Consider the following 21,244-nt stretch of genomic DNA (forward strand, 5'->3'; position numbering starts at 1 on the left):
TGGAACGGGCACCTTCGGGAGGTGGAAGGGGCACCGTCGGGAGGAGGAACGGGCACCGTCGGGAGGAGGAACGGGCACGCTCGGGGGAGTGGTCAGGCGGCGAGCACCTTCTGGATGCGCTGCAGCGAGACCGTCTCCGCCGTGCCCAGGTGCTGGGCGAAGAGGCCGACGCGGAGCTCCTCGATCATCCAGCGGGCGTGTACCAGCGAGGCCTTCGCGTGCGGAGGGAGCGGGATGCTGCCGCCGGCATCCGTGAAGCGCGTCAGCGCCGTCTGCACCTCGGTCATCCACACGCGATCGCGTCCCGGGTTGTCGGGGAGCCGCTGGATGCGCCACGTCAGCGCCTGCAGATAGCGCGGAAGGTGCCGCAGCTGCACGAGACCGGTGCGGGAGACGAATCCGGGGAACACGAGCCCGGCGAGCTGCGTCTTGGCATCCGTGAGGGCGCCGAGGAGCGCCATCGACGACGTCGCCGAGATGGCTTTCTCCGCGGCGCGGTGCTCCGTGAGGATGCGCGCGACGAGGGAGACGGTGTCGAAGAGCGCATCCATCACGGTGGCCGACACACGGTCCCGGATGCCTTCGAACTGCGCCCGCGTGAACACGAGTCCGCCGGGTGCGGTATCGAACAGCGTGGCGTCGACCACGGCCGCGAGGCAATCGTCGAAGAGCGCCTTCGTCGACGGATACGGGCTCGCCGCCAGCGCCAGCTTCTCGGCGCCGGTGAGGTGCCCCTGCACGTATCCGGTGGGCGAGGGGATGTCGTTCAGCAGCAGAGCTCGCACTCCGTCGGGCAGCGACCGCTCTTGCTCCTGCTGCGTGCCGACGACCCGGATCGCGACGCCGTCCTTCTCCGCGACGAGCGTGGGGTATCCGCGGATGACGCTGCGTGGCATCCCCGTTCCGCGTCCGCCCTGCTCGGTGTCGACGAAGCGCGGCAGCTCGTCGAAGTCCCAGGTGGTGAGGCCGGTGCGCTCAATCGGATCCCGTCGCCGCACTGATGCCTTGGCCACCGACTCCCGCACCTTCGGCGCCAGCTTGCGCTGAAGCTCCGCGACGTCCTTGCCCGCCGCGACGACCTTGGAGCGCTCATCGACGACGCGGAACGTCACACGGAGGTGCGGTGGAACGCGTTCGACGTCGAAGTCGGTCGGATCAACGGGCGTCCCGGTGAGCCGGCGGATGGTGCGCGACAGGATCGCGGTGAACGGCTCAGGCTCCGCGGAAGGCTTCGCCGTGCCCGCTGTGCCGCGTGTGGTGTCGGATGCTCCGCTCGAGCCCGCGCCTGATCCGATGCCGTCCGGCAGCTCCGTCGCGATCCGTGCGGCCCAGTCGGCCGCCGGGACGACGGATCGGCGCAGCGCCTTCGGCAGCGTGCGGATCAGCGCCGTGATGAGCTCCGTGCGAAGCCCTGGCACCTGGGCGTCGAATCCGACGGGGCTGAGGCGAGGGAGCAACGCGAGCGGCACCTGCACGGTCACGCCGTCGTCGGCCTCGCCCGGCTCGAACCGGTAGCTGAGTGCGAGGCGCTGGTCTCCCTGTTGCCAGACGGGAGGGAAGGCGTCCTCGTCGACCTTCGCCTCCTCGACGTCGTCGACGAGGTCTTCGCGGCGCATGGTCAGCAGGCGAGAGTTCGTGCGGCGCTCCTGCCGCCACCACGCCTCGAACGAGCGCGTGTCCGTGACGTCTGCGGGTATCCGTCGCTCGAAGAACGACACCATCGCCTCATCGTCGAGCAGGATGTCGCGTCGTCTCGTGCGCTCCTCCACCCTCTCGAGCTCGGTGCGCAGCTTGGCGTTCGCACGCTGGAAGTCGAAGGCGTGGTCCCGGCCGCGTGCGGCGGCATCCGTCGGCCAGTCGCCCTCCACCAAGGCGTGTCGGATGAACAGCTCACGGGCGAGCGGCGCGTCGATGCGGCTGAGCTGCGCTCGCCGCCGAGGCACGATCGGCACGCCGAACAGTGTGACCTTCTCGTAGACCACGGCGGACCCCTGGCGCTTCTCCCAGTGCGGCTCGCTGTAGCTGCGCCGCACGAGGTCACCGGCAAGCGGCTCCGCCCACGCCGGGTCGATGGCCGCGTTCATGCGCGCGAACAGCCGGCTCGTCTCCACGAGCTCCGCGCTCATCACGGCCTGCGGCTGCTTCTTTGCGAGCACGGATCCCGGAAAGACCAGAAAGCGCTGGTTGCGGGCGCCGACGTAGTCCTTCTTCTGCGCGTCGCGGAGCCCGATGTGGGAGAGCAGTCCGGACAGCAGCGACCTGTGGATGGCGTCCCCGTCGACCTTCGCGTCGCCGGGAATCAGCGCGAGAGGCTTGGCCGTGCGGCGCAGCTGCCGGTACAGGTCCTGCCACTCGCGGATGCGCAGGTAGTTGAGGTACTCGGCCTTGCAGAGGCGGCGGAACGCGCTGGATCCGAGCTCCTTCTGCTTCTGCTCGAGATGGTTCCAGAGGTTGAGCAGCGTGAGGAAGTCGCTCGTGGGGTCCGTGAAGCGGGCGTGCTGCTGATCCGCCTGCGCGCGGCGCTCGAGCGGGCGCTCCCGCGGATCCTGGATGGTCAGCCCCGCGACGATGACCATCACCTCGCGCACCACGCCCTGGCGGCCGGCCTCGACGAGCATCCGTCCGAAGCGCGGATCGATGGGCAGCCTGGCCAGCGTGCGGCCGGTCTTCGTCAACCTGATGCTCGCCGTCGAGTCGCCGGCGCCGAGCGAGCTGTGCTCGCTCGGTTCGGTCCGAAGAGCGCCCAGTTCGGCCAGCAGGTCGAGGCCGTCTTTGACGCCTCGCGAGTCCGGCGGGGTGAGGAACGGAAACGCCTCGATGTCGCCGAGCCCGAGCGAGATCATCTGGAGGATGACGGCGGCCAGGTTCGTGCGGAGGATCTCCGGCTCCGTGAACTCCGGCCGCTTCTCGAAGTCGTCCTCGGAGTACAGCCGGATCGCGATGCCGTCGCTCGTGCGCCCGGAACGTCCTGAACGCTGCTTCGCGGATGCCTGCGAAATGGCCTCGATCGGCAGCCGCTGCACCTTCGCCCGCGTGGAGTACCGAGAGATGCGCGCCGTTCCCGCGTCGATCACATAGCGGATGCCCGGCACCGTCAGGCTCGTCTCCGCCACGTTCGTGGAGAGCACGATCCGACGACGGATGCCGGCGGGCACCGGCCCGAAGACTCGATGCTGATCGGCGGATGACAGGCGTCCGTACAGCGGGAGAACCTGGGTGTGCGCAGCCTCGCCACGACGCGTGAGGTGCCCGCGGATGGCGTCTTCGGCATCCCGGATCTCCGTCTCGCCGGAGAGGAACACGAGCACGTCGCCAGCCTTTTCGCGGGCGAGCTCGTCGAGAGCCTCCGTGATGCCGGTCAGATAGTCCCTATCAACCGACGGCGAGGCATCCACATCGTCGCCGCCCTCGTCTTCGGCGACGAGCGGGCGGTACCGCACCTCGACCGGGTAGGTGCGTCCGGAGACCTCGACCACCGGGGCGGGGTTGCCTGCGGCATCCGCGAAGTGCTTCGCGAAGCTCTCCGGGTCGATGGTCGCACTCGTGACGATGACCTTGAGGTCGGGGCGCCTCGGCAGCAGCCGTTTGAGGTAGCCGAGCAGGAAGTCGATGGTGAGGCTGCGCTCGTGTGCCTCGTCGATGATGATCGTGTCGTACGCGTTGAGGTCGCGGTCGCGGTGGATCTCGTTGAGCAGGATGCCATCGGTCATCACCTTGATGCGCGTCGCCTTCGACACCTCGTCGGTGAACCGCACCTTGTAGCCGACGAGGCCACCGACCTCATCGCCCAGCTCCTCGGCGACGCGCTCGGCGATGGCCCGCGCTGCGATGCGGCGAGGCTGCGTGTGTCCGATCGACTCCCGCCCGAGCTGCAGGCAGATCTTCGGCAGCTGGGTCGTCTTGCCGGATCCGGTCTCACCGGCGACGATCACGACCTGGTTCGCCTCGATGGCGCGCGCGATCTCCTCCCGACGCTCGCTGACGGGCAGCTCGGGCGGGAAGTGGATGGCGGGGATGCCTGCAACAGCAGTCGCAAACGATTCGGCAGGCGGCACGGAAGACATGAGCCCTCCATTCTATTCGTGCGCCGATCGCCGTGCCGGCCTCGCCGGTTCGACGGCTGGTGCGCCAGGTGCGCACTGCAGCGCCACCGAGGACGGCGTACGAGTGTGCACCTGGCGCGGTTGCGGCGACGGGTGGGGAACGGACAGCGGTATGGCGCTCTGCCTGCGCGGCCACCGCAGCCGTGTGCGCTGGCAGACTGTCGGCGTGAAACTCTGGCACTCTCCTGCGGCGCGCACCGGAGCATCCGTGGCCATCGCGACAGGACTGTACGGCGTCTCGTTCGGTGCTCTGGGAGTGGCATCCGGCCTCGACTTCTGGCAGACCCAGGTGCTCAGCCTGCTGCTGTTCTCCGGCGGCTCGCAGTTCGCGTTCATCGGTGTCCTGGCCGGCGGCGGGAGCGGAGGCGCCGCGCTCGGGTCGGCCGCGCTGCTCGGCATCCGCAATGCCGTCTACGGCATGCAGCTGAACGCGCTGCTGCAGCCCAAGGGGTGGCTGCGCCTCGGTGCCGCCCAGGTCACCATCGATGAATCGATGGCCACGGCCAGTGCGCAGACGGAGCCGGCAGAGCAGAAGCGAGCGTTCTGGGTCACCGGAATCGGCATATTCCTGTTGTGGAATGTGTTCACCGCCGTCGGTTCCCTCCTCGGCAATGCCATCGGCGACCCGAAGGCGTGGGGCCTCGACGGTGCAGCGGTCGCGGCCTTCCTCGGCCTGCTCTGGCCGCGGCTCAAGGCGCGCGAGCCCGTCGCCATCGCTGTCGCGTGCGCCGTGGTGACGGTGGTCGTCATCCCGTTCGTGCCGCCGGGAATCCCCGTGCTCGTTGCTGCGGTGGTCGCCGCAGTGTGGGGCTTCGTCGGCGTCGGCTCGGCCGATGAGGGGCTCGAGCCCGACTTCGTGGACCCCGCAGAGGAAGGACGGATGCCGTGACCACCTGGCTCTACATCCTCGCCGCGGGCGTGGTCGCGTTCCTCACCAAGCTCGTCGGCTACCTCGTGCCGGCGAAGTGGCTGAAGAACAAGCGGATGACGCGCATCGCCGGCACGCTGACGATCGGTCTGCTGGCATCCCTCACGGTGATCAACACGCTCGCGTCCGGACAGCAGCTGGTCTTCGACTCGAGGATCGGATCGCTCGTCGCCGCGTTGATCGCGCTGCTCTTCAAGGCGCCGTTCCTCGTCGTGGTGATCGTCGGTGCGGCGGCCGCCGCGCTGTTGCGCCTCGCCGGGCTGCCGTGAACCGAACTCCACCGGGACTGGGGGCGTGCGAACAGCGGGACAGAGTGTAGGTTTCTTGCAACCCCGCTGACCTGGGCGGGCGACCCACTTTTCCATGTCAATGACGACAAGGAGCACGCCATGACTGACGTCCTGAACGCCGAACCCGTTTCCGCTCCCGACGGACGGGGCTCCCAGCCCACCGGATTCGCGACCATCTCGGTCGCTTCGATCCTTGCCGAGGCGGCCCGTCAGAATCCCGACCGGATCGCCGTGATCTTCGGCGACCAGGAGATCACCTACGCCCAGTTGTGGTGGGAGACGCGACGCTACGCCGGCGCGCTGGGGGCCCGCGGGGTCGGCCGCGGAACCCCTGTTGCGGTGCTCATCCCGAACGTGCCGGACTTTCCGCGCGTGTACTTCGCGATCCTCGCGCTCGGCGGCGTCGTCGTCCCCGTGCACGCGCTCCTCAAGGCGGACGAGATCGCGTATGTGCTCAAGGACTCGGGTGCGACCGCGCTGATCTGCGCCGCTCCGCTGCTTGGCGAAGGGGCCAAGGGTGCGGCACAGGCCGGCGTCGACGTGCTCAGCGTGCTCGTGCCCGACGAGATGAAGGCGTCGCTGCCGTTCCCGCGGCTGGAGGACGAGGCATCCGTCGCCCAGCCCGTCGACGGCTACGAGCCGATGAATCCGTTCGACACGGCGACGATCCTGTACACGAGCGGCACCACAGGCAAGCCGAAGGGTGCGGAGGGATGCCACTTCGCCATCGTCGAGCAGACCAGTTCGCTGCTGACCGACGCCTTCGACCTCTCCGTGGACGACCGTGTGCTGGGATGTCTGCCCCTCTTCCACACCTTCGGCCAGGTGTGTGTCATGAACGTCGGATTCCGCGCCGGCGCCACGGTCGTGCTCGTGCCGAAGTTCGACGGTGCGACGGCACTGGAGCTGCTCAACAAGCACAAGTGCACGATCATGACCGGCGTTCCGACCATGTACATCGCACTGCTGGAGGCGGCGAAGGCGAATCCGGAGCGCCCGCCGCTGAAGTACGGCCTCTCGGGTGGTTCCGCGCTGCCGCTCGCCGTGATCGAGCGCTTCGAGGAGGTGTACGGGGTGAACATCCACGAGGGATACGGCCTCACCGAGACCTCGCCCGTCGCGACGTTCAACGTGGTGGGCAAGCCGACGCGTGCCGGAACCGTCGGCCAGCCGCTCTGGGGGGTCGAGGTCGAGATCGCGGATGCCGACGTCGACGACCGCATCGCCCTGCTCCCGCGGGGCGAGCTCGGCGAGATCGTGGTGCGAGGACACAACCTCATGAAGGGATACCTGCACCTGCCGGAGGCGACGGCAGAAGCGGTCGTCGACGGATGGTTCCGCACCGGCGACCTCGGCACCAAGAGCGACGACGACTACGTCACGATCGTTGACCGCAAGAAGGACATGATCGTGCGCAACGGCTACAACGTCTACCCGCGCGAGGTGGAGGAGGTGCTGGCCGCGCATCCCGCCGTCTCGATGGTGGCGGTGTTCGGTGTCTCGCACGAGACCCACGGTCAGGAGATCATGGCGGCAGTGACGCTCATGCCGGGTGCGACGGCGACGCCGGAGGAGCTCATCGAGCACGCCAAGGAGCGGGTCGCCGCCTACAAGTTCCCGCGGCGTCTGGAGATCGTGGAGACCCTCCCGCTCGGCCCGAGCGGCAAGGTGCTCAAGCGCGAACTCATCCGCGTCTACGACGTGTGACGGCCCTCACTGGTTGAGCCGGTCTTAACCCGATACGGGCTGGTTTCGAGTGGCTCAACCAGCGGTGGCGCTCAAGCAGCGGAAGGGACGATGGCGTCCGCCTCCCACGTGTCAGGACGTCCGATGCGCCGCACGGAACGCGCGGCTCCGAGGGCGACCGTGCTGGCCAGCAGCAGCCCGCCGAAGGCGCACAGTGTGAACGGCACGCCGAGCGTCGGCAACGCCCAGCCCGCGATCACCGGAGCGATCGGTGCGACGGCGAGCGAGGAGATCATGACGACCGAGCTCATCCGCGCCTGGAGCGACTGCGGCGTGATCGCCGCGGCGTAGCCGAGGAGGCCCGCGTTGACGGTGGGGATGAGGGCGGACATCACGCACGACCACACGATGAAGCCGGTGTAGCTGTCGGTCATGGCCATGCCGACCGCCCCGAGACCGGAGGGGAGCAGGCACGCCACGGTGAGCCATCCGGTGCGGAATCGCTTCACGAGCGTCGGCGCCAGCACGGATCCGACGAGCATCGTGATGCCAACGGCCACGTCGACCATCGCGATGGCGAGCGGTGCCGTGTGCGTGGCCACGAGGTGCAGGTTCACGCCGACGACGACGCCGTCGAACGCCAGGTTGATCGCCGCGAAGACTACAACGCCCAGACGGAGGAACGGCACGCCCAGCACGAAGCGGATGCCTTCGGCGATGGATCCCGCCCCGTTCTCGCGCTCAGGCGACGGCGGGTCGTTCAGGGGAGTGCGGACGGCCAGCGCCGTGACGCCCGCCACCAGGTAGCCCAGGATGCCGGCGACGAAGGGCAGCGAGCGGGAGAGGCCGTACAGCAGTCCGCCGAGCGGTGCCGCCGCGAGGGATGCTGCCGCACTGCGGCCCTGCATCGCCGCCATCGCCGATCCCAGCTGCTCGGACGGCACGACGTACCGGATCGATGCGGACTCCGCCGGTCCGTAGAACGCCGTGACGGCGGATGCCGCTCCGAGCGTGATCGCGAGCTGCCATCCGGTGAGCGCGCCTGCGGCATCCGTCATGGCGAGGGATGCCCACAGCGCGGCCCCGATGACGGCACCGATCACGATGAGGCGTTTGCGGTTCACCCGGTCGGCGAGCGCGCCGGCCGGAAGCATCGCGACCAGGAGTCCGATTTCGGCGACGGCGGTGATGAGGCCGGCGAGGAAGACGGACGACGTCACCGCGAACGCGATGAGGGGGACCGCGAACGTCGCGACGCCCGTGCCGATGAGCTGGCCGGTCTTGCCCGTCATCAACAGCAGATAGGGGACGTTGCCCCACAGCGACGTCGTGCGGCGATCGGTTGCTGCACTGGCAGGCACGGCCATCTGGAGCGTGTCGGTCGTCTCGGCGGCAGCCCGACCGGCTGCACTGGCCCCTGTGGTCGTGTCGGTTGCAGTCGGCATCCGTCGGTTTCGGTCGGGCATGGGAGCCACACTAAATGCACAAGCGATAGTGCGCAAGAGATATTGCGCAATGAGAATTGCAGGACGACTAGGCTCGGACGTGTGAGGATCGCACCGTGAGCACATCGGACGAGACCGGGTCGAAGCCCGACACGGAGGACGGCCGGGACGAGATCGGCGCGCTGCAGTCGTTCACCGTCACCGACCCCGTCATGCTGCGGGCGTTGACGCATCCGATGCGACAGCGGATCATGTGGGAGCTGGGAGCGCGCGGTCACGCACGAGCCGCCGACCTTGCGGACATCATCGGCGAACCGGCGAACTCGCTGAGCTTCCACCTTCGTGTACTGGCCAAGGCGGGACTGATCGAGGAATCGCCGGAGCACGCCAGGGACGCCCGAGACAGAGTGTGGCGCCAGACACATCCCGAGGGCCTGTACCTGCCGGGCGAAGCCGGCGGCGACGGTGCCATTGCCGCCGACCCGTTCGCGGCTGAGCGGCTCGACTGGCTGCGCGGGATGCTCGACGAGAGCATCCCGCGGGCGCCGAAAGCGACCCGCGCCCTCTATCTCGGCGCGGCGATGCTCACCAGAGACGAGTCGCGGCGCATGGCGGAGGAGGTGATCGAGGTGCTCGAGCGCTGGCGCCGGCACGGGATCGATCGGCTCTCCGCGCGTCAGGACGACCCCGATCGCGTCTTCCACTTCACGGCCGCCTTCATCGGCAGCCCGCGCCCGACGGATACCGAGCCCTCCGCCGAACACCGTGCATCGGTCGACGAGTCATCCCGCGACGAAGCGTGAACGTTCTCGGCACGCTCGGTAGCGTTGCATCCATGTCGGAGACGAACGTTCCCACCATCACCCTGAACAACGGCACCGCCATCCCGCAGCTCGGGTTCGGCGTGTTCCGCGTGGATCCCGATCACACGGCAGAGATCGCCGGCACCGCGCTCGAAGTCGGCTACCGCCACATCGACACGGCCGCAGGCTACCGAAACGAGGCCGGCGTCGGCGAGGCGGTGCGCGCATCCGGCGTCGACCGCGACGACCTCTGGATCACCACGAAGCTCGCCAACGGCGACCAGGAACACCCGGATGACGCGTTTCAGGCCAGCCTCGATGCGCTCGGCCTCGAGGCCGTGGACCTGTACCTGGTCCACTGGCCGGTGCCGGCCAAGGGCATCTATCCGAGCGTGTGGAAGTCGCTCATCGCGATCGCCGAGAGCGGCCGGGCCCGCTCCATCGGCGTATCGAACTTCCGGATCGAGCACCTCGAACGCATCATCGCCGAGACCGGCGTCACCCCGGCGGTGAATCAGGTGGAGCTGCACGTGGAGTTCCAGCAGCGCGAGCTCAAGGCGTTCCACGCCGAGCACGGCATCGCGACCGAGGCGTGGTATCCGCTCGGGGGTGGCTCGCTGAGCGAGGCTCCCGAACTGCGACGCATCGCGGATGCGCATGGCAAGACGGTCGCGCAGGTCGTGCTGCGCTGGCACATGCAGGACGGGAACATCGCCATCCCCAAGTCGAATCACCGCGAACGGATGGCCGAGAACCTCGACATCTTCGACTTCGAGCTCACGCCGGCCGACCTCGACGCCATCGCCGCACTCGACAAGGCGGAGGAAGGACGTCGCGGAGGTCATCCGCTGCAGGTCGGCTGACGAGGGGGCAGCGAGGCGAAGTGTCCGGTTGCGCGCCGAAACGCGGCGATCGGTCGAGGCAGTGCGAAGCGGACGATTCCGCCGCAACGGTCGCGGGGCCCGACGCGTGGGTCGCCGACCGGATTCGTCGTGCGCCGTAGGCTCGGCGTATGGAGCTCATCGCGCGGGGCCGCAGCGCCGACGTCTACGACCTGGAACGCGGACGGGTGCTTCGCCGTTACCGATCGGACATCGATGCCGGCCTCGAGGCGCGCGTGATGCTGTACCTCGAGGAGCACGGGTTTCCGGTCCCTCACGTGTTCGACGCGGACGGCACCGATCTCGTGATGGAGCGCGTCGACGGCGGAACGCTCTTCGAAGAGCTGCTGCACGAACCCGGCCAATACCGACGCTACGGACGCCTGCTCGGCGAGCTCCACGAGCGGCTGCATCGATTGGTCGCGCCGGCGTGGCTGCGAGACGACCCTGCAGGGCAGGCGGGGACTGTGGAGAGATCCCAGACGGATGCCGCACGCAGGGCCGACGGCGGACTCGAGGCCGAGCACAGAGACCGTCTGGTGATCGTGCATCGGGATCTGCATCCGCAGAACGTCATCCTCAGCGAACGCGGACCCGTCGTCATCGACTGGACTGACGTGGGTGCGGGAACCGCGGCAGTGGACACGGCGATCACCGTGCTCCTCACGCTTGGTGCGGAGCTGGAGGCTCCGGTCGACATCGCGGAGCGGATCGAGCCGTTCCGTGCGCTCTTCGTCGATGCCTTTCTGGAGACCTGCGGTGCGGACCCCCGCGACGGCCTCGACGAGGCGATCGCCTATCGACAGCTCATCCCGAGCAACACCGCGGCAGAGGCCGAATGGCTGCGGGGGTCGGCTCCGCGCTGCCTCGACTCCTACTTCCTCGAGCCGCGCGCGGTCTGAACTCCTACAGTCGAGACATGCCCAACCGTCTCGCCGATGCCGTCAGCCCCTACCTGTTGTCGCACGCCGACAATCCGGTGGACTGGCATCCGTGGGGCGAGGAGGCGTTCGCCGAGGCACGTGAGCGGGACGTTCCGCTCTTCATCTCGATCGGCTACGCGACGTGCCACTGGTGCCACGTCATGGCGCGCGAGACGTTCAGCGACCCGGCCCTCGCACAGCGCCTGAACGCGCAGTTCGTGCCGGTCAAGATCGACCGCGAGGAGCATCCGGACGTCGACGCCGCCTACCTCGCCTCGGCAGCCGCCTTCACGAGGGACCTCGGCTGGCCGCTCAGCGTGTTCGCGACGCCCGACGGTCAGGCGTTCTTCGCCGGCACCTACTTTCCGCCGGAGCCGCGAGCCGGCATGCCGTCGTTCGCGCAGATCCTCGATGCGGTGACGGATGCCTGGACCCACCGCCGCGCGGACGTCGCCGACACCGCATCCCGCGTCGCCTCGGCCGTCGAGGCGCTGCGTGCGGATGACGCGAGCTCCGCTGACGGGTCGGGTGCGGCATCCGTTCCGTCCGTGCGGCAGTTGGAGGCCGCAGCGACCGCGCTGGCCGCGGCGGAGGATCCCGAGTTCGGCGGGTTCGGCAACCCGCCCGACTACTCGGGGCCGAAGTTCCCTGTGGTGCCCGTGCTCGGATTCCTGCTCGGCAGCGGAGTTCCGGTCGGCGACTGGGCGGCCAGGCACACGCTGGAGCGGATGGCCGCCTCAGCCCTGCGGGATCCGATCGACGGCGGGTTCTTCCGCTACGGCACGCGCCGCGACTGGGGAGTGCCGCACTACGAGCGCATGCTGTACGACAACGCAGGCCTGCTGCGGCTGTACGCGGATGCCGCGGTCGACGACACGGAAACGGACGGCGCCACGGCGAGTGCTCCCGGCGGTGGGGATGCCGCCGCGAGCGAAGGCGGCGCAGGCGACCGGCCGGACTTCGCCGCCGTCGCAGACGGCATCGCCGGGTTCCTCCTCGGCACGATGCGTGCAAGCGGCGGATTCGCGTCGGCACAGGACTCGGAGAGCGACGTCGACGGGGTGCGGCGCGAGGGTGCGTACTACCAGCTGGATGCGGACGAACGAGCTGGCCAGCCTCTTCCCGGGCTGGACCGGAAGGTGCTGACCGGCTGGAACGGTCTCGCCATCGGCGCCCTGGCCAACGCCGGAGCGCTGCTCGGCCGTGCAGACTGGATCAGGGCCGCGGCGGAGGTCGCGGACTCGCTGCTGGCAGAACACACCTCGGACGGCGGACGGATGCTCGTGCGCGCGAGTCTGGACGGCCGTCTCTCGCCGGCGAGCGCGGCTCTCGAGGACTACGGTCTGTTCGCGCGCGGCCTGCTCGACGTGTTCCTCGCAACGGGGGAGCCGCGCTTCGCCGTTGCGGCCCGCACCCTGGTCGACGCGACCATGGACGCGTCGCACGGCTCGCAGGAGCGCGCGTTCTCCGTGCCGGGCGGCGGCGATTCCGTGCTGTCGACGCACCGAATCGTGGCGGATGCGGATCCGTCAGAGGGCGCATACCCCGGAGGGGTGTCCTCCCTCGCGGACGCTGCACGGATGCTCTACGCCTTGACGGACGATGCCCGCTACGACGCGGCGGCCCGTTCGGCGGTCGCCGCCGTCGGACGGCGTGCCGTGGCTTCGCCGATCGCGTTCGGCGGGATCCTCCGCGTCGCGACCGCGCTGGGCGACGATCTCCGGCAGCTGGTCGTGATCCTGCCGGTGGACGGTGCCGACCGATCGGCATCCGGCGAGTCCGGGCCGGAAGAGCCGGTTCCGATGGAGTCGGTGCCGTTCGCCGCGCTGCGCACGGCAACGGCACGGAGGACGCAGGCGCTCGGGGTCGATGCCGTGGGTGTCGCCGTGACGGAGGGTGCGGCATCCGTCCTCGCTGCCGAGGGGTTCGGGCTGTTCGAGTCGCGTGCCGCGCTGAACGGCGCGCCAACCGAGTACCTCTGCACGGCGTTCCGGTGCGAACTGCCCCGGGCTTTCGCGATCTGAGGAGTGCCGAACGACAGCGCGGTCAGGCCGCGTTGAGCCGGCCGAGCATGCCCCACACGGCGGGAGTGAGCTCCGGATGGTCGAGCGCGACGCGACGCAGCAGCTGATATTCGAACCGCTCGCGCTCGCTGGCCGGCGACGCCGGATGGTAGGCACGCGAGCGGGCCTCGCCGAGGTCGTGCGCCTCGATCGTCTCTTCGCGGAGGGTCAGCACGACCTGTTCGTCGACGGACGGAAGATCAGGGAGGAAATCCCACGGATCGTCGCCGAGCCGGCACCGGAACTCGATCACGGCGGCGAGCTCGTCCCTGGCCTCCTGGCGCAGCACTTCGAGACTCATCGGATGTCCGCGGTGTGCGTTCATTCCTGGGGCCTCCCCTCGCTACGGCCGGTTCGGACGCCGGGCGGGCGACCGATGTGCGACAAGGGTACGACGGGCACACGACACGTGCGAATCGCCCACGCGATGCGTGTCGCAGGGTGTCGAACGCGTGCGGGCGATGCCTGCCAAGCGTCACGGAAGCGGCGTGCCATGGGTCGCGCCGTGCGACGTGTTGCCGGTTGGACATCCGGTCAGTGTGGAATCACGCCCCGTGGAGGGTCGTGCCGGGAGGGTTGTGCTCGCGGAGAGTCTCGCCTGCATAACGATTCCCTCAGGACTTCACGGGTGGCGCCCTCGAACCGTTCAGCTGACCCTCGATCGCGGCACAATGGTGGAGCCCCCAGCATCCCGTCGAGAAAGGCCCCCATGTTCGCGGTGCTCGACTGGCTGAACCAACCGTTCGTGACACTCGGCTCGGAGGCGATCTCCCTTTCCTCGGTGCTCGGCGCACTGGCCTTCCTCGTGTGCGAGGGCGCGGCGGCGCGCGGCGCGCGCTGGGTGTGGTCCGTCGGAGCGATCGCCGCGCTCGTGCTCGCCGCCCTGGCGCTGACCGATGGACGCTGGGTGGATGCCGGCATCCGCGTCGTGGTCGCCGTGCTCTGCGCATACGGCTGGCGGCATCGTCGCGTGCAGGCGATGATCGTGCGGTTCGCGACCGGCAGGGAGATGGCGTACGGCGTCGTGCTCTTCGCCATCGCGACCGTGGTCGTCGCCTACGCGCTGACCGCACAGACGGAAGACGCCGTGTCGTGGGGCGGAGCGGTCGTCATGGCCGCCCTGTTCGTGCAGCTCGGCGCCCTCGCCCGAGGACTTGTCACCGGCTGGTGGGTCGTGCTCGCCGGTGCCGTCGTCTCGCTCGGGCTGGCCATGTCCAGCGAGTCGTGGGCGGCAGCGGTCGTCTCGGCGGCGGCCGGCGCACTCGCCGGATACGGATGGGCGCAGTGGCGACGCGAGGCGCGGGCATCCGAGGTGCTCGAATTCCCCGTTGCGGCCAACGCCGTTGACGAGGACCTCGTGGCCTGAGTCTTCGCGGGCATTCGAGGAGGATCTCGGACGTTCGACGGACTCGGCGTCGTCGCACGTGACGTTTCCGCGGCGCCGTGCGCCGTCGCCGACTTGACCCGGAGCGCGCTCCGGGGGTCACCATGGTGACATGACGACGATGACTCCCTCGCAGGCCGCCGCGAACTTCGGCGTCTCGGCCGAGACGCTCCGCTATTGGGAGCGCGCCGACATCCTGTCACCCGTCGGCAGGGATGCCAGTGGTCGCCGCGCCTATTCCGACGACGATCTCGAGTCGATCGACGTCATCAAGTGCCTGCGTCAGACAGCCATGCCGATCCGCGCCATCCGCGAATTCGTCGAGCTCGCGAGGGAGGGCGACGGAACAGCCCGTGCTCGCCTTGAGATGCTCTGCGCTCACCGTGAGCGCGTGATCGAGGACCTGCGCCGGCAGCAGGAGGCGCTGCACTACATCGAACGCAAGATCAGCTTCTACGAGGGGATCACGCGATGACCGCATTCCCCACCCGACGTTTGGGGCGCTCCGGCCTCGAGGTGAGCGCCATGGGCCTTGGCACGTGGCCGCTCGGCGGCGACATGGCCGCGGGCGACCTCAAGCTGGGCTACTCGGGCATCGACGAGCGCGAGACCGTCCAGGCGCTCGAGCGCGGACTCGACGCCGGCGTGACGCTGGTCGACACGGCGGACGCCTACGGCGCCGGACACGCCGAGCGTGCGCTCCGCCCGGTGCTCGCGGCCCATCCCGACGTGCTGATCGCCACCAAGTTCGGGAACGTCATCGACGAGTCGACGCGCCAGCTGACGGGCGTGGACGTGTCGCCTGAGCACGTGCGCTCGGCCGCAGAAGCGTCGTTGTCGCGGCTCGGTCGCGACAGGATCGACCTCTTCCAGCTGCACACCCCGGACGTCACCCCTGCACAGGCGGACGACGTGCTGGCCGTTCTCGAGACGCTCGTGCACGACGGCAGCATCGCCTGGTACGGCGTCAGCACCGACGATCCCGCACTCGCCAGGCCGTTTCTGGCAGGAGAGCACTGCACGGCCATGCAGATCGAGCTCAACGTGCTCGATGACAACCCCGCGATGGTCGAGTTGTGCGAGAGCGCCGATCTCGGCATTCTCTGCCGTTCACCTCTCGCGATGGGGCTGCTCGGCGGCCGGTACTCGGCGAACCGACCGGTCGCGGGCGCCGACGACGTGCGCACCCACCAGCCGGAATGGATGAAGTGGTTCGTGAAGGGCACCCCGAGCGCCGAGTACCTCGCGGCACTGGAATCCGTGCGCACCGAGCTCACCTCGGACGGCCGGTCACTGGTGCAGGGCGCACTCGCGTGGATCTGGGCCCGGTCGGACCGGGCCGTGCCGATCCCAGGATTCCGCAACACGAGCCAGGTGGACGACCTGGTCGGCGCTGCGGGCTTCGGCTCACTGGCACCCGACGTGTTCGACCGCATCGAGCGAACCTTGCGCGGCGTCGAAGCGGCGTGAGCGACATCCGAAATCCCGTATCAAGGAGGAACATGCAGTACCGCACACTCGGAAGCAGCGGAACCGCCGTCTCGGCGCTCACGCTGGGCGCCATGACCTTCGGCCACGAGGCCGACGAACAGGCATCGCACGCCATCATCGACGCGTTCGTCGCGGCCGGCGGCACGTTCATCGACACCGCGGATGTCTACACCCACGGCGTCTCGGAAGAAATCGTCGGCAGGTGGCTCGCCGCGCATCCCACCGAGGCCGACCAGGTCGTCATCGCGACCAAGGGCCGATTCCCGATGGGCGAGGGGCCGAACGACCTTGGACTGTCCAGGAGGCACCTGTCCCGAGCGCTCGACGCATCGCTGCAGCGGCTCGGCGTCGAGACGATCGACCTGTACCAGATGCACGCGTGGGATGCCCTCACTCCGATCGAGGAGACCGTTCGTTTCCTGAACGATGCAATCTCCGCGGGGAAGATCCTGTATTACGGCTTCTCCAACTTCACCGGATGGCAGCTCACCAAGGCCGTGCACGTCGCGCGGGCGCACGGCTGGGCCGAGCCTGTCACGCTGCAGCCGCAGTACAACCTCATCGTGCGCGGCATCGAGCACGAGATCGTGCCTGCGGCGCTGGATGCGGGCGTCGGCCTGCTGCCCTGGTCGCCGTTGGGCGGCGGCTGGCTGAGCGGCAAGTACCAGCGCGATGTCGCGCCGTCGGGCGCGACGCGTCTGGGCGAGGATCCGGAGCGCGGCATGGAGGCCTGGCGGGCGCGGAACGATGACCCGCGCACGTGGCGCATCCTCGACACGGTGCAGGAGATCGCCGGCGTGTACGACGCTTCGGCGTCGCAGGTGGCTTTGGCGTGGCTGCTCTCGCGTCCCGCGGTGACGAGCGTGATTCTCGGTGCTCGCACCGTCGACCAGTTGCGGGACAACCTCGGTGCGGTGGACCTCGAACTGACCGAGGCACAGCTTGTTGCGCTCGATGAGGCGAGTGCACCGCGTGTCGAGCCGTATCCGTACGGTGAGCCGGGCGTGCGGCAGCGGCACCGTCGGATCGACGGAGGGCGCTGAACCCGCTCGACTCCCCGGGTGCCTCCCTTCCTCCCGAGGGGAGGCACCCGCCTGTGTTCCCACAATCCAGGTCCAGCGGTCGGCACTGATCGTCTGCCACCGCCAGCCTGGTGGCATGACGATGATCTCCGCCGCCGAAGCGGCCACGATTCCCCTGTCCGATGACGCCGCGGTTCTCGAACGCGTCGGGTCGCTGGTCGGCCGCGCGCTGGGGCGCCGGCTGTGGTTCCTCTTCCTCGATGCGGCGGACCTCCAACTGCCGATGGTGATGCCGATCGACGACTATCCGACCGAGCCCGGCGACGAGGCGCCCATGGTCGCGGAGGTCGTCTCCGACGTGATGCAGGCGCGCGGCGCCTCGGGCGTCATCGTGGTCTGGGAGCGGCCGCTCGGGGAGGAGGCCAACGCGGCCGACCGGGCGTGGGCATCCGCTCTCGCCGTGGCGTTCGCCCGCGCGGACCTCGCACTCCGCGGCCAGCTCATCAGCCATCGGGCCGGCGTTCGGTGGTTCGCTCCGGACGACTACCTGTGAGCGTGAGGTCCGGGCGTCGGAGGTCGGCGCTAGCGTGAGGCCATGTTCCTGCTGTCCGACGGCACGATCGTGCTGAGCCCCAGCGACCTGACCACGGCGTCGACGTGTGAGTTCGACTTCCTGCGTCGACTCGACGGTCGACTGGGCTGGGGGCCGGAGGTGGCTCGCCCGACGGATGCCATGCTCGAGCGCACCTCCCGGCTCGGCGACGACCACGAGCTGCGTGTCCTGCAGCGTTACGTCGACCGCTTCGGCGAGGGGGTGGCCCGGTTCGAGCGGCCGGAGCATCCGGATGCCGAAGGACTCGCGGCGGCGGCTGCGGCGACCGCTGCGGCGTTCCGTGCTGGAGCGCCCGTCGTGTACCAGGGTGTGTTCTTCGATCCGGTCCACGAGCCCGAGCAGGTGCCCGGCGCCGATTCCGGGGCGGGCGGCGCCGAATCCGGACCACCCGTCGCGTTCGTCGGGTACGCCGACTTCATCGTCCGAGAACCCGACGGCCGCTACACCGTTGAGGACACGAAGCTCGCCCGCCGGGCAAAGGTGACGGCGCTGCTGCAGGTGGCCGCGTACGCGCTGCAGCTCGAACGGATCGGTATCGAACCCTCGCCGGAAGTGCGACTGCTGCTCGGGGACGGCAGCGTCAGCACGCATCGACTCGCCGACATCCTGCCGGTGTACCGCAAGCGCATCGCGCGACTGCACGCCATCGTCCGGGAACATCTCGAGGACGGCACCGCCGTGGAGTGGGGCGACGAGCGCTTCGTGGCGGATGGCCGCTGCGACACGTGCGCCGCCGAGGTGGAGGCCAACCGGGACGTGCTGCTCGTGGCCGGGTTGAGGGTGACGCAGCGTCCCCGCTTCGTCGCCGCCGGCATCCGCACCATCGAGGACGTGGCAGCGATGCCCGACGACGTCGAGGTGGACGGTGTGGCTGCGACGACGCTCACGGCGCTCCGCCAGCAGGCGAAGCTTCAGCTCGCGGCGCAGGCGGGCCAGGCACCGCCGGTCGTCGTCTACAACGCCGCAGCCCTCGCAGCGCTGCCGGATCCCGATCCAGGCGACATCTTCTTCGACTTCGAGGGGGATCCGCTCTACACAGAGGGCGACGACGGGCAATGGGGTCTCGACTACCTGTTCGGGCTCGTTCAGACCGACCTGCAGTTCATGCCGTTCTGGGCGCACACGTTCGCCGAGGAGCGACAGGCGCTGATCGACTTCCTGCGCGATGTCGAACGTCGCAGGGCCGAGCATCCCGGAATGCACATCTACCACTACGCGTCGTATGAGCGAACGCACCTGCTGACCCTCGCGGCACGGCATGGGGTGGGGGAAGACGAGGTGGACGATCTGCTGCGCGACGATGTGCTCGTCGACCTGTACCCGCTCGTCCGCAAGTCGCTGCGCGTCGGCTCGCGCTCCTACTCGATCAAGAAGCTCGAGCCTCTCTACATGGGTGATGAGCTGCGCTCCGGTGAGGTGCAGGATGCCGGCACGTCGATCGAGGAGTACGCCGTCGCACGCAGGCTGATGCTGTCCGGCGAGGTCGAGGAGGGCCGGCGGCGCCTGGATGAGATCGCCGCCTACAACCGCTACGACTGCGTGTCCACGCTGCGTCTGCGCGACTGGCTGCTGGATCGGGCTGCAGAGGCGGGTATCCCGATCGGTCTGCCGAAGCCCGAGCGTCCGACGCCGGAGCTCGCGCCGTCGACGCTGCGAGACGACCTGCTCGCACTGGCCGGGGAACAGGATGTGCCGCACGCCTCTGGCGCGGACGCGACCCGCGGACGCACCGACGACGAAACGGCCGCCGCGTTCGCGGCAGCGGCGCTCGACTATCACCGGCGGGAGCAGAAGAGCTTCTGGTGGGGTCACTTCGCGCGCCTTGGCGATCCCGTCGAGGCATGGGGGAATTCACGTGACGTCTTCCTCGTGGAGAGCGGAGTCGTGCAGCGCGACTGGCACCGGGAAGAGAACCAGCGGAAGGACCGCAGGCTCGTGCGCCTGCACGGCGTCTTCGCGCCGGGCAGCAAGGAGCTGAAGCCGGGATCCAAGGTCTTCGAGCTGTACGAGTTCCCCGGTCCCTTCCGCTCCAGCAGCGGGCCGGGAACGCGCAGTGCTCGCCTGGTCGAGGTCGTCGAGTCCGGAGACGACTGGATCGAGATCGAGGAGACGATCGACGACGACGTCCACCCGTACGGGGTGCTGCCCAGCGCAATCACGCCGGGGCCGCCGCCGAACGCAGGCCGCCAGGTCGACGCGATCACGTCCTGGTGCCAGTCCGTTGTCGACGCGCAGCCTGGGTGGCCGCACGATCCCGTCAGCGACCTGTTGCGCAGGGTGCCGCCACGTACGACAGGCATGAGTGTCGCGGAGCGGGCGGCGCGGGCCTCCGACGCCACACGCATCGACGAGGTGACACAGGCGGTCGCCGAGCTGGATGCCTCGTACCTCGCCGTCCAGGGGCCTCCTGGTACGGGCAAGACGTATCTCGGAGCGCATGTGATCGCCGCGCTCGTGCGCGACCGGCGCTACAAGATCGGTGTCGTCGGTCAATCCCACAGCGTCGTCGAGAACCTGCTCGGCTCGGTCGTCACGACTGCCGGGCTCGATGCCACGCTCGTCGGAAAGGTGCCGCAGGCCGGCACGGATCCCGACGGCGACGAGCCGTATACCGTGCTGCCGAAAGACGGCCAGCTCGACTTCGCGCTCGATCACCTGGACAGCGGATTCGTCATCGGGGGCACGGCCTGGGACTTCAGCCATCCGGCGCGTGTTCCCGCCAAGAGCCTCGACCTTCTCGTGATCGACGAGGCCGGGCAGTTCTCCCTCGCGTCGACGGCCGCGGCCGCCGTGTCGGCGCGCGGCCTGCTGCTGCTCGGAGATCCGCAGCAGCTTCCGCAGGTGAGCCAGGGACTGCATCCCGAACCGGTGGACCAGTCGGCGCTCGGCTGGATCAGCGCCGGCCACGACGTGCTGCCTGCGGAGCTGGGCTTCTTCCTGCCGGAGACCCGGCGCATGCATCCTGCCCTCGCAGAACCTGTCTCGGTGCTCTCCTACGAAGGCCGCCTCCGCTCGCACGCGGATGCTGCCGCCCGGCACCTCGACGGCGTCGCGCCCGGTCTGCATCCCGACCCTGTCACACACGATGGCGACTCGACCGAGTCGCCGGCGGAGGCGGCCCGCGTCGTGGAGCTGGTGGATCGCGCGCTCGGCTGGACCTGGTCGGAGAAGGCGACGGTTCGGCCGCTCACCGAGGCCGACGTGATCGTCGTGACGCCGTACAACGCGCAACTCACGCTCGTGCGAGCAGCGCTGGACGCGGCCGGACATCCCGGGGTTCGTGTGGGCACCGTCGACAAATTCCAGGGCAGCGAAGCGGTCATCGCGATCGTCTCCCTCGCCGCGTCGTCGGCCAGATACGCCCCGCGCGGCATGGGATTCCTCATCATGAAGAACCGGCTCAACGTGGCGGTCTCCCGTGCCAAGTGGGCCGCGTTCATCGTCTACTCACCGGAGATCACGGAGCACCTGCCGCACCGGCCGGAGGGGGTCGCCGAGCTGAGCGCGTTCATCACCCTCGTCGAGGGTCAGCGGTAGTGCTCCGGCGTCGCGGGTCGGCCGCAGGGACCGAGCGGCCAGGGCCGGTGACGGATTCCGAAGGGCGAGTGCCGG

The 21,244-nt window shown here is 69.2% G+C and carries 16 protein-coding genes; 13 read left to right on the forward strand and 3 right to left on the reverse strand.

Annotated features, from left to right (window positions below):
• Positions 1 to 92 precede the first annotated feature (92 nt).
• Entirely contained in the window at positions 93 to 4,064 is a 3,972-nt protein-coding gene (gene hrpA, locus ACX9R5_RS08685; RefSeq protein ID WP_459408580.1) for an ATP-dependent RNA helicase HrpA, read from the reverse strand.
• Positions 4,065 to 4,269: 205 nt separating this feature from the next.
• Between hrpA and ACX9R5_RS08690 the strand changes: the two genes are divergently transcribed.
• The 3 genes from ACX9R5_RS08690 to ACX9R5_RS08700 all read left to right on the forward strand — a co-directional run bounded on the left by ACX9R5_RS08690 (position 4,270) and on the right by ACX9R5_RS08700 (position 7,028).
• Positions 4,270 to 4,992, forward strand: coding sequence for an AzlC family ABC transporter permease (locus ACX9R5_RS08690; RefSeq protein WP_459408581.1), 723 nt, complete (start codon positions 4,270 to 4,272; stop codon positions 4,990 to 4,992).
• Positions 4,989 to 5,300: an AzlD domain-containing protein gene (locus tag ACX9R5_RS08695; RefSeq protein WP_459408582.1), complete on the forward strand. Its 312-nt coding sequence runs from the start codon at positions 4,989 to 4,991 to the stop codon at positions 5,298 to 5,300. Before ACX9R5_RS08690 ends, ACX9R5_RS08695 begins: the two co-directional genes overlap by 4 nt.
• Before the next feature lie 120 nt (positions 5,301 to 5,420).
• On the forward strand, positions 5,421 to 7,028 hold the full coding sequence (locus ACX9R5_RS08700) for a long-chain-fatty-acid--CoA ligase (RefSeq protein ID WP_459408583.1): 1,608 nt from the start codon (positions 5,421 to 5,423) through the stop codon (positions 7,026 to 7,028).
• 71 nt (positions 7,029 to 7,099) lie between these two features.
• Here the strand turns inward: ACX9R5_RS08700 and ACX9R5_RS08705 are convergent, their stop codons facing one another.
• Entirely contained in the window at positions 7,100 to 8,473 is a 1,374-nt protein-coding gene (locus tag ACX9R5_RS08705) for an MFS transporter (RefSeq protein ID WP_459408584.1), read from the reverse strand.
• A gap of 95 nt (positions 8,474 to 8,568) precedes the next feature.
• On the opposite strand from ACX9R5_RS08705, the gene ACX9R5_RS08710 reads away from it, so the two are divergent.
• The 4 genes from ACX9R5_RS08710 to ACX9R5_RS08725 all read left to right on the forward strand — a co-directional run bounded on the left by ACX9R5_RS08710 (position 8,569) and on the right by ACX9R5_RS08725 (position 13,083).
• Complete coding sequence (locus tag ACX9R5_RS08710; protein WP_459408585.1) at positions 8,569 to 9,255, forward strand: winged helix-turn-helix domain-containing protein; 687 nt, start codon at positions 8,569 to 8,571, stop codon at positions 9,253 to 9,255.
• Between the two features lie 32 nt (positions 9,256 to 9,287).
• Positions 9,288 to 10,118, forward strand: a complete 831-nt coding sequence (locus ACX9R5_RS08715) for an aldo/keto reductase (RefSeq protein ID WP_459408586.1) — start codon at positions 9,288 to 9,290, stop codon at positions 10,116 to 10,118.
• A 149-nt stretch (positions 10,119 to 10,267) separates the two neighbouring features.
• The gene (locus ACX9R5_RS08720) at positions 10,268 to 11,038 is read left to right on the forward strand and encodes a phosphotransferase family protein (protein ID WP_459408587.1); all 771 of its coding nucleotides are present in this window, start codon (positions 10,268 to 10,270) and stop codon (positions 11,036 to 11,038) included.
• Between the two features lie 17 nt (positions 11,039 to 11,055).
• On the forward strand, positions 11,056 to 13,083 hold the full coding sequence (locus ACX9R5_RS08725) for a thioredoxin domain-containing protein (RefSeq protein ID WP_459408588.1): 2,028 nt from the start codon (positions 11,056 to 11,058) through the stop codon (positions 13,081 to 13,083).
• A gap of 22 nt (positions 13,084 to 13,105) precedes the next feature.
• Here the strand turns inward: ACX9R5_RS08725 and ACX9R5_RS08730 are convergent, their stop codons facing one another.
• On the reverse strand, positions 13,106 to 13,423 hold the full coding sequence (locus ACX9R5_RS08730; protein WP_459408589.1) for a hypothetical protein: 318 nt from the start codon (positions 13,421 to 13,423) through the stop codon (positions 13,106 to 13,108).
• 408 nt (positions 13,424 to 13,831) lie between these two features.
• Between ACX9R5_RS08730 and ACX9R5_RS08735 the strand changes: the two genes are divergently transcribed.
• The 6 genes from ACX9R5_RS08735 (at position 13,832) to ACX9R5_RS08760 (ending at position 21,169) form a co-directional block, all read left to right on the forward strand.
• Positions 13,832 to 14,488, forward strand: coding sequence for a nicotinamide mononucleotide transporter (locus ACX9R5_RS08735; RefSeq protein WP_459408590.1), 657 nt, complete (start codon positions 13,832 to 13,834; stop codon positions 14,486 to 14,488).
• 130 nt (positions 14,489 to 14,618) lie between these two features.
• Positions 14,619 to 14,981 (forward strand): MerR family transcriptional regulator, encoded by a 363-nt coding sequence (locus ACX9R5_RS08740; protein WP_459408591.1) that lies wholly within the window; start codon positions 14,619 to 14,621, stop codon positions 14,979 to 14,981.
• The gene (locus ACX9R5_RS08745) at positions 14,978 to 15,976 is read left to right on the forward strand and encodes an aldo/keto reductase (RefSeq protein ID WP_459408592.1); all 999 of its coding nucleotides are present in this window, start codon (positions 14,978 to 14,980) and stop codon (positions 15,974 to 15,976) included. The genes ACX9R5_RS08740 and ACX9R5_RS08745 overlap by 4 nt, the downstream gene beginning before the upstream one ends.
• Positions 15,977 to 16,008: 32 nt before the next feature.
• Complete coding sequence (locus ACX9R5_RS08750) at positions 16,009 to 17,040, forward strand: aldo/keto reductase (protein ID WP_459408593.1); 1,032 nt, start codon at positions 16,009 to 16,011, stop codon at positions 17,038 to 17,040.
• A gap of 115 nt (positions 17,041 to 17,155) precedes the next feature.
• Positions 17,156 to 17,572: a hypothetical protein gene (locus tag ACX9R5_RS08755; protein ID WP_459408594.1), complete on the forward strand. Its 417-nt coding sequence runs from the start codon at positions 17,156 to 17,158 to the stop codon at positions 17,570 to 17,572.
• 42 nt (positions 17,573 to 17,614) lie between these two features.
• On the forward strand, positions 17,615 to 21,169 hold the full coding sequence (locus ACX9R5_RS08760; RefSeq protein WP_459408595.1) for a TM0106 family RecB-like putative nuclease: 3,555 nt from the start codon (positions 17,615 to 17,617) through the stop codon (positions 21,167 to 21,169).
• Positions 21,170 to 21,244 lie beyond the last annotated feature (75 nt).

This window comes from Rathayibacter sp. CAU 1779, assembly GCF_054551755.1.

What these genes read in the sequence shown, in the direction of transcription:
- ACX9R5_RS08705 (WP_459408584.1), bottom strand. Translation starts at nt 8,473, where the DNA reads ATGCCCGACCGAAACCGACGGATGCCGACTGCAACCGACACGACCACA.
- ACX9R5_RS08755 (WP_459408594.1), top strand. Translation starts at nt 17,156, where the DNA reads ATGACGATGATCTCCGCCGCCGAAGCGGCCACGATTCCCCTGTCCGAT.
- ACX9R5_RS08750 (WP_459408593.1), top strand. Translation starts at nt 16,009, where the DNA reads ATGCAGTACCGCACACTCGGAAGCAGCGGAACCGCCGTCTCGGCGCTC.
- ACX9R5_RS08725 (WP_459408588.1), top strand. Translation starts at nt 11,056, where the DNA reads ATGCCCAACCGTCTCGCCGATGCCGTCAGCCCCTACCTGTTGTCGCAC.
- hrpA (WP_459408580.1), bottom strand. Translation starts at nt 4,064, where the DNA reads ATGTCTTCCGTGCCGCCTGCCGAATCGTTTGCGACTGCTGTTGCAGGC.
- ACX9R5_RS08720 (WP_459408587.1), top strand. Translation starts at nt 10,268, where the DNA reads ATGGAGCTCATCGCGCGGGGCCGCAGCGCCGACGTCTACGACCTGGAA.
- ACX9R5_RS08760 (WP_459408595.1), top strand. Translation starts at nt 17,615, where the DNA reads ATGTTCCTGCTGTCCGACGGCACGATCGTGCTGAGCCCCAGCGACCTG.
- ACX9R5_RS08730 (WP_459408589.1), bottom strand. Translation starts at nt 13,423, where the DNA reads ATGAGTCTCGAAGTGCTGCGCCAGGAGGCCAGGGACGAGCTCGCCGCC.
- ACX9R5_RS08740 (WP_459408591.1), top strand. Translation starts at nt 14,619, where the DNA reads ATGACGACGATGACTCCCTCGCAGGCCGCCGCGAACTTCGGCGTCTCG.
- ACX9R5_RS08700 (WP_459408583.1), top strand. Translation starts at nt 5,421, where the DNA reads ATGACTGACGTCCTGAACGCCGAACCCGTTTCCGCTCCCGACGGACGG.
- ACX9R5_RS08745 (WP_459408592.1), top strand. Translation starts at nt 14,978, where the DNA reads ATGACCGCATTCCCCACCCGACGTTTGGGGCGCTCCGGCCTCGAGGTG.
- ACX9R5_RS08735 (WP_459408590.1), top strand. Translation starts at nt 13,832, where the DNA reads ATGTTCGCGGTGCTCGACTGGCTGAACCAACCGTTCGTGACACTCGGC.
- ACX9R5_RS08715 (WP_459408586.1), top strand. Translation starts at nt 9,288, where the DNA reads ATGTCGGAGACGAACGTTCCCACCATCACCCTGAACAACGGCACCGCC.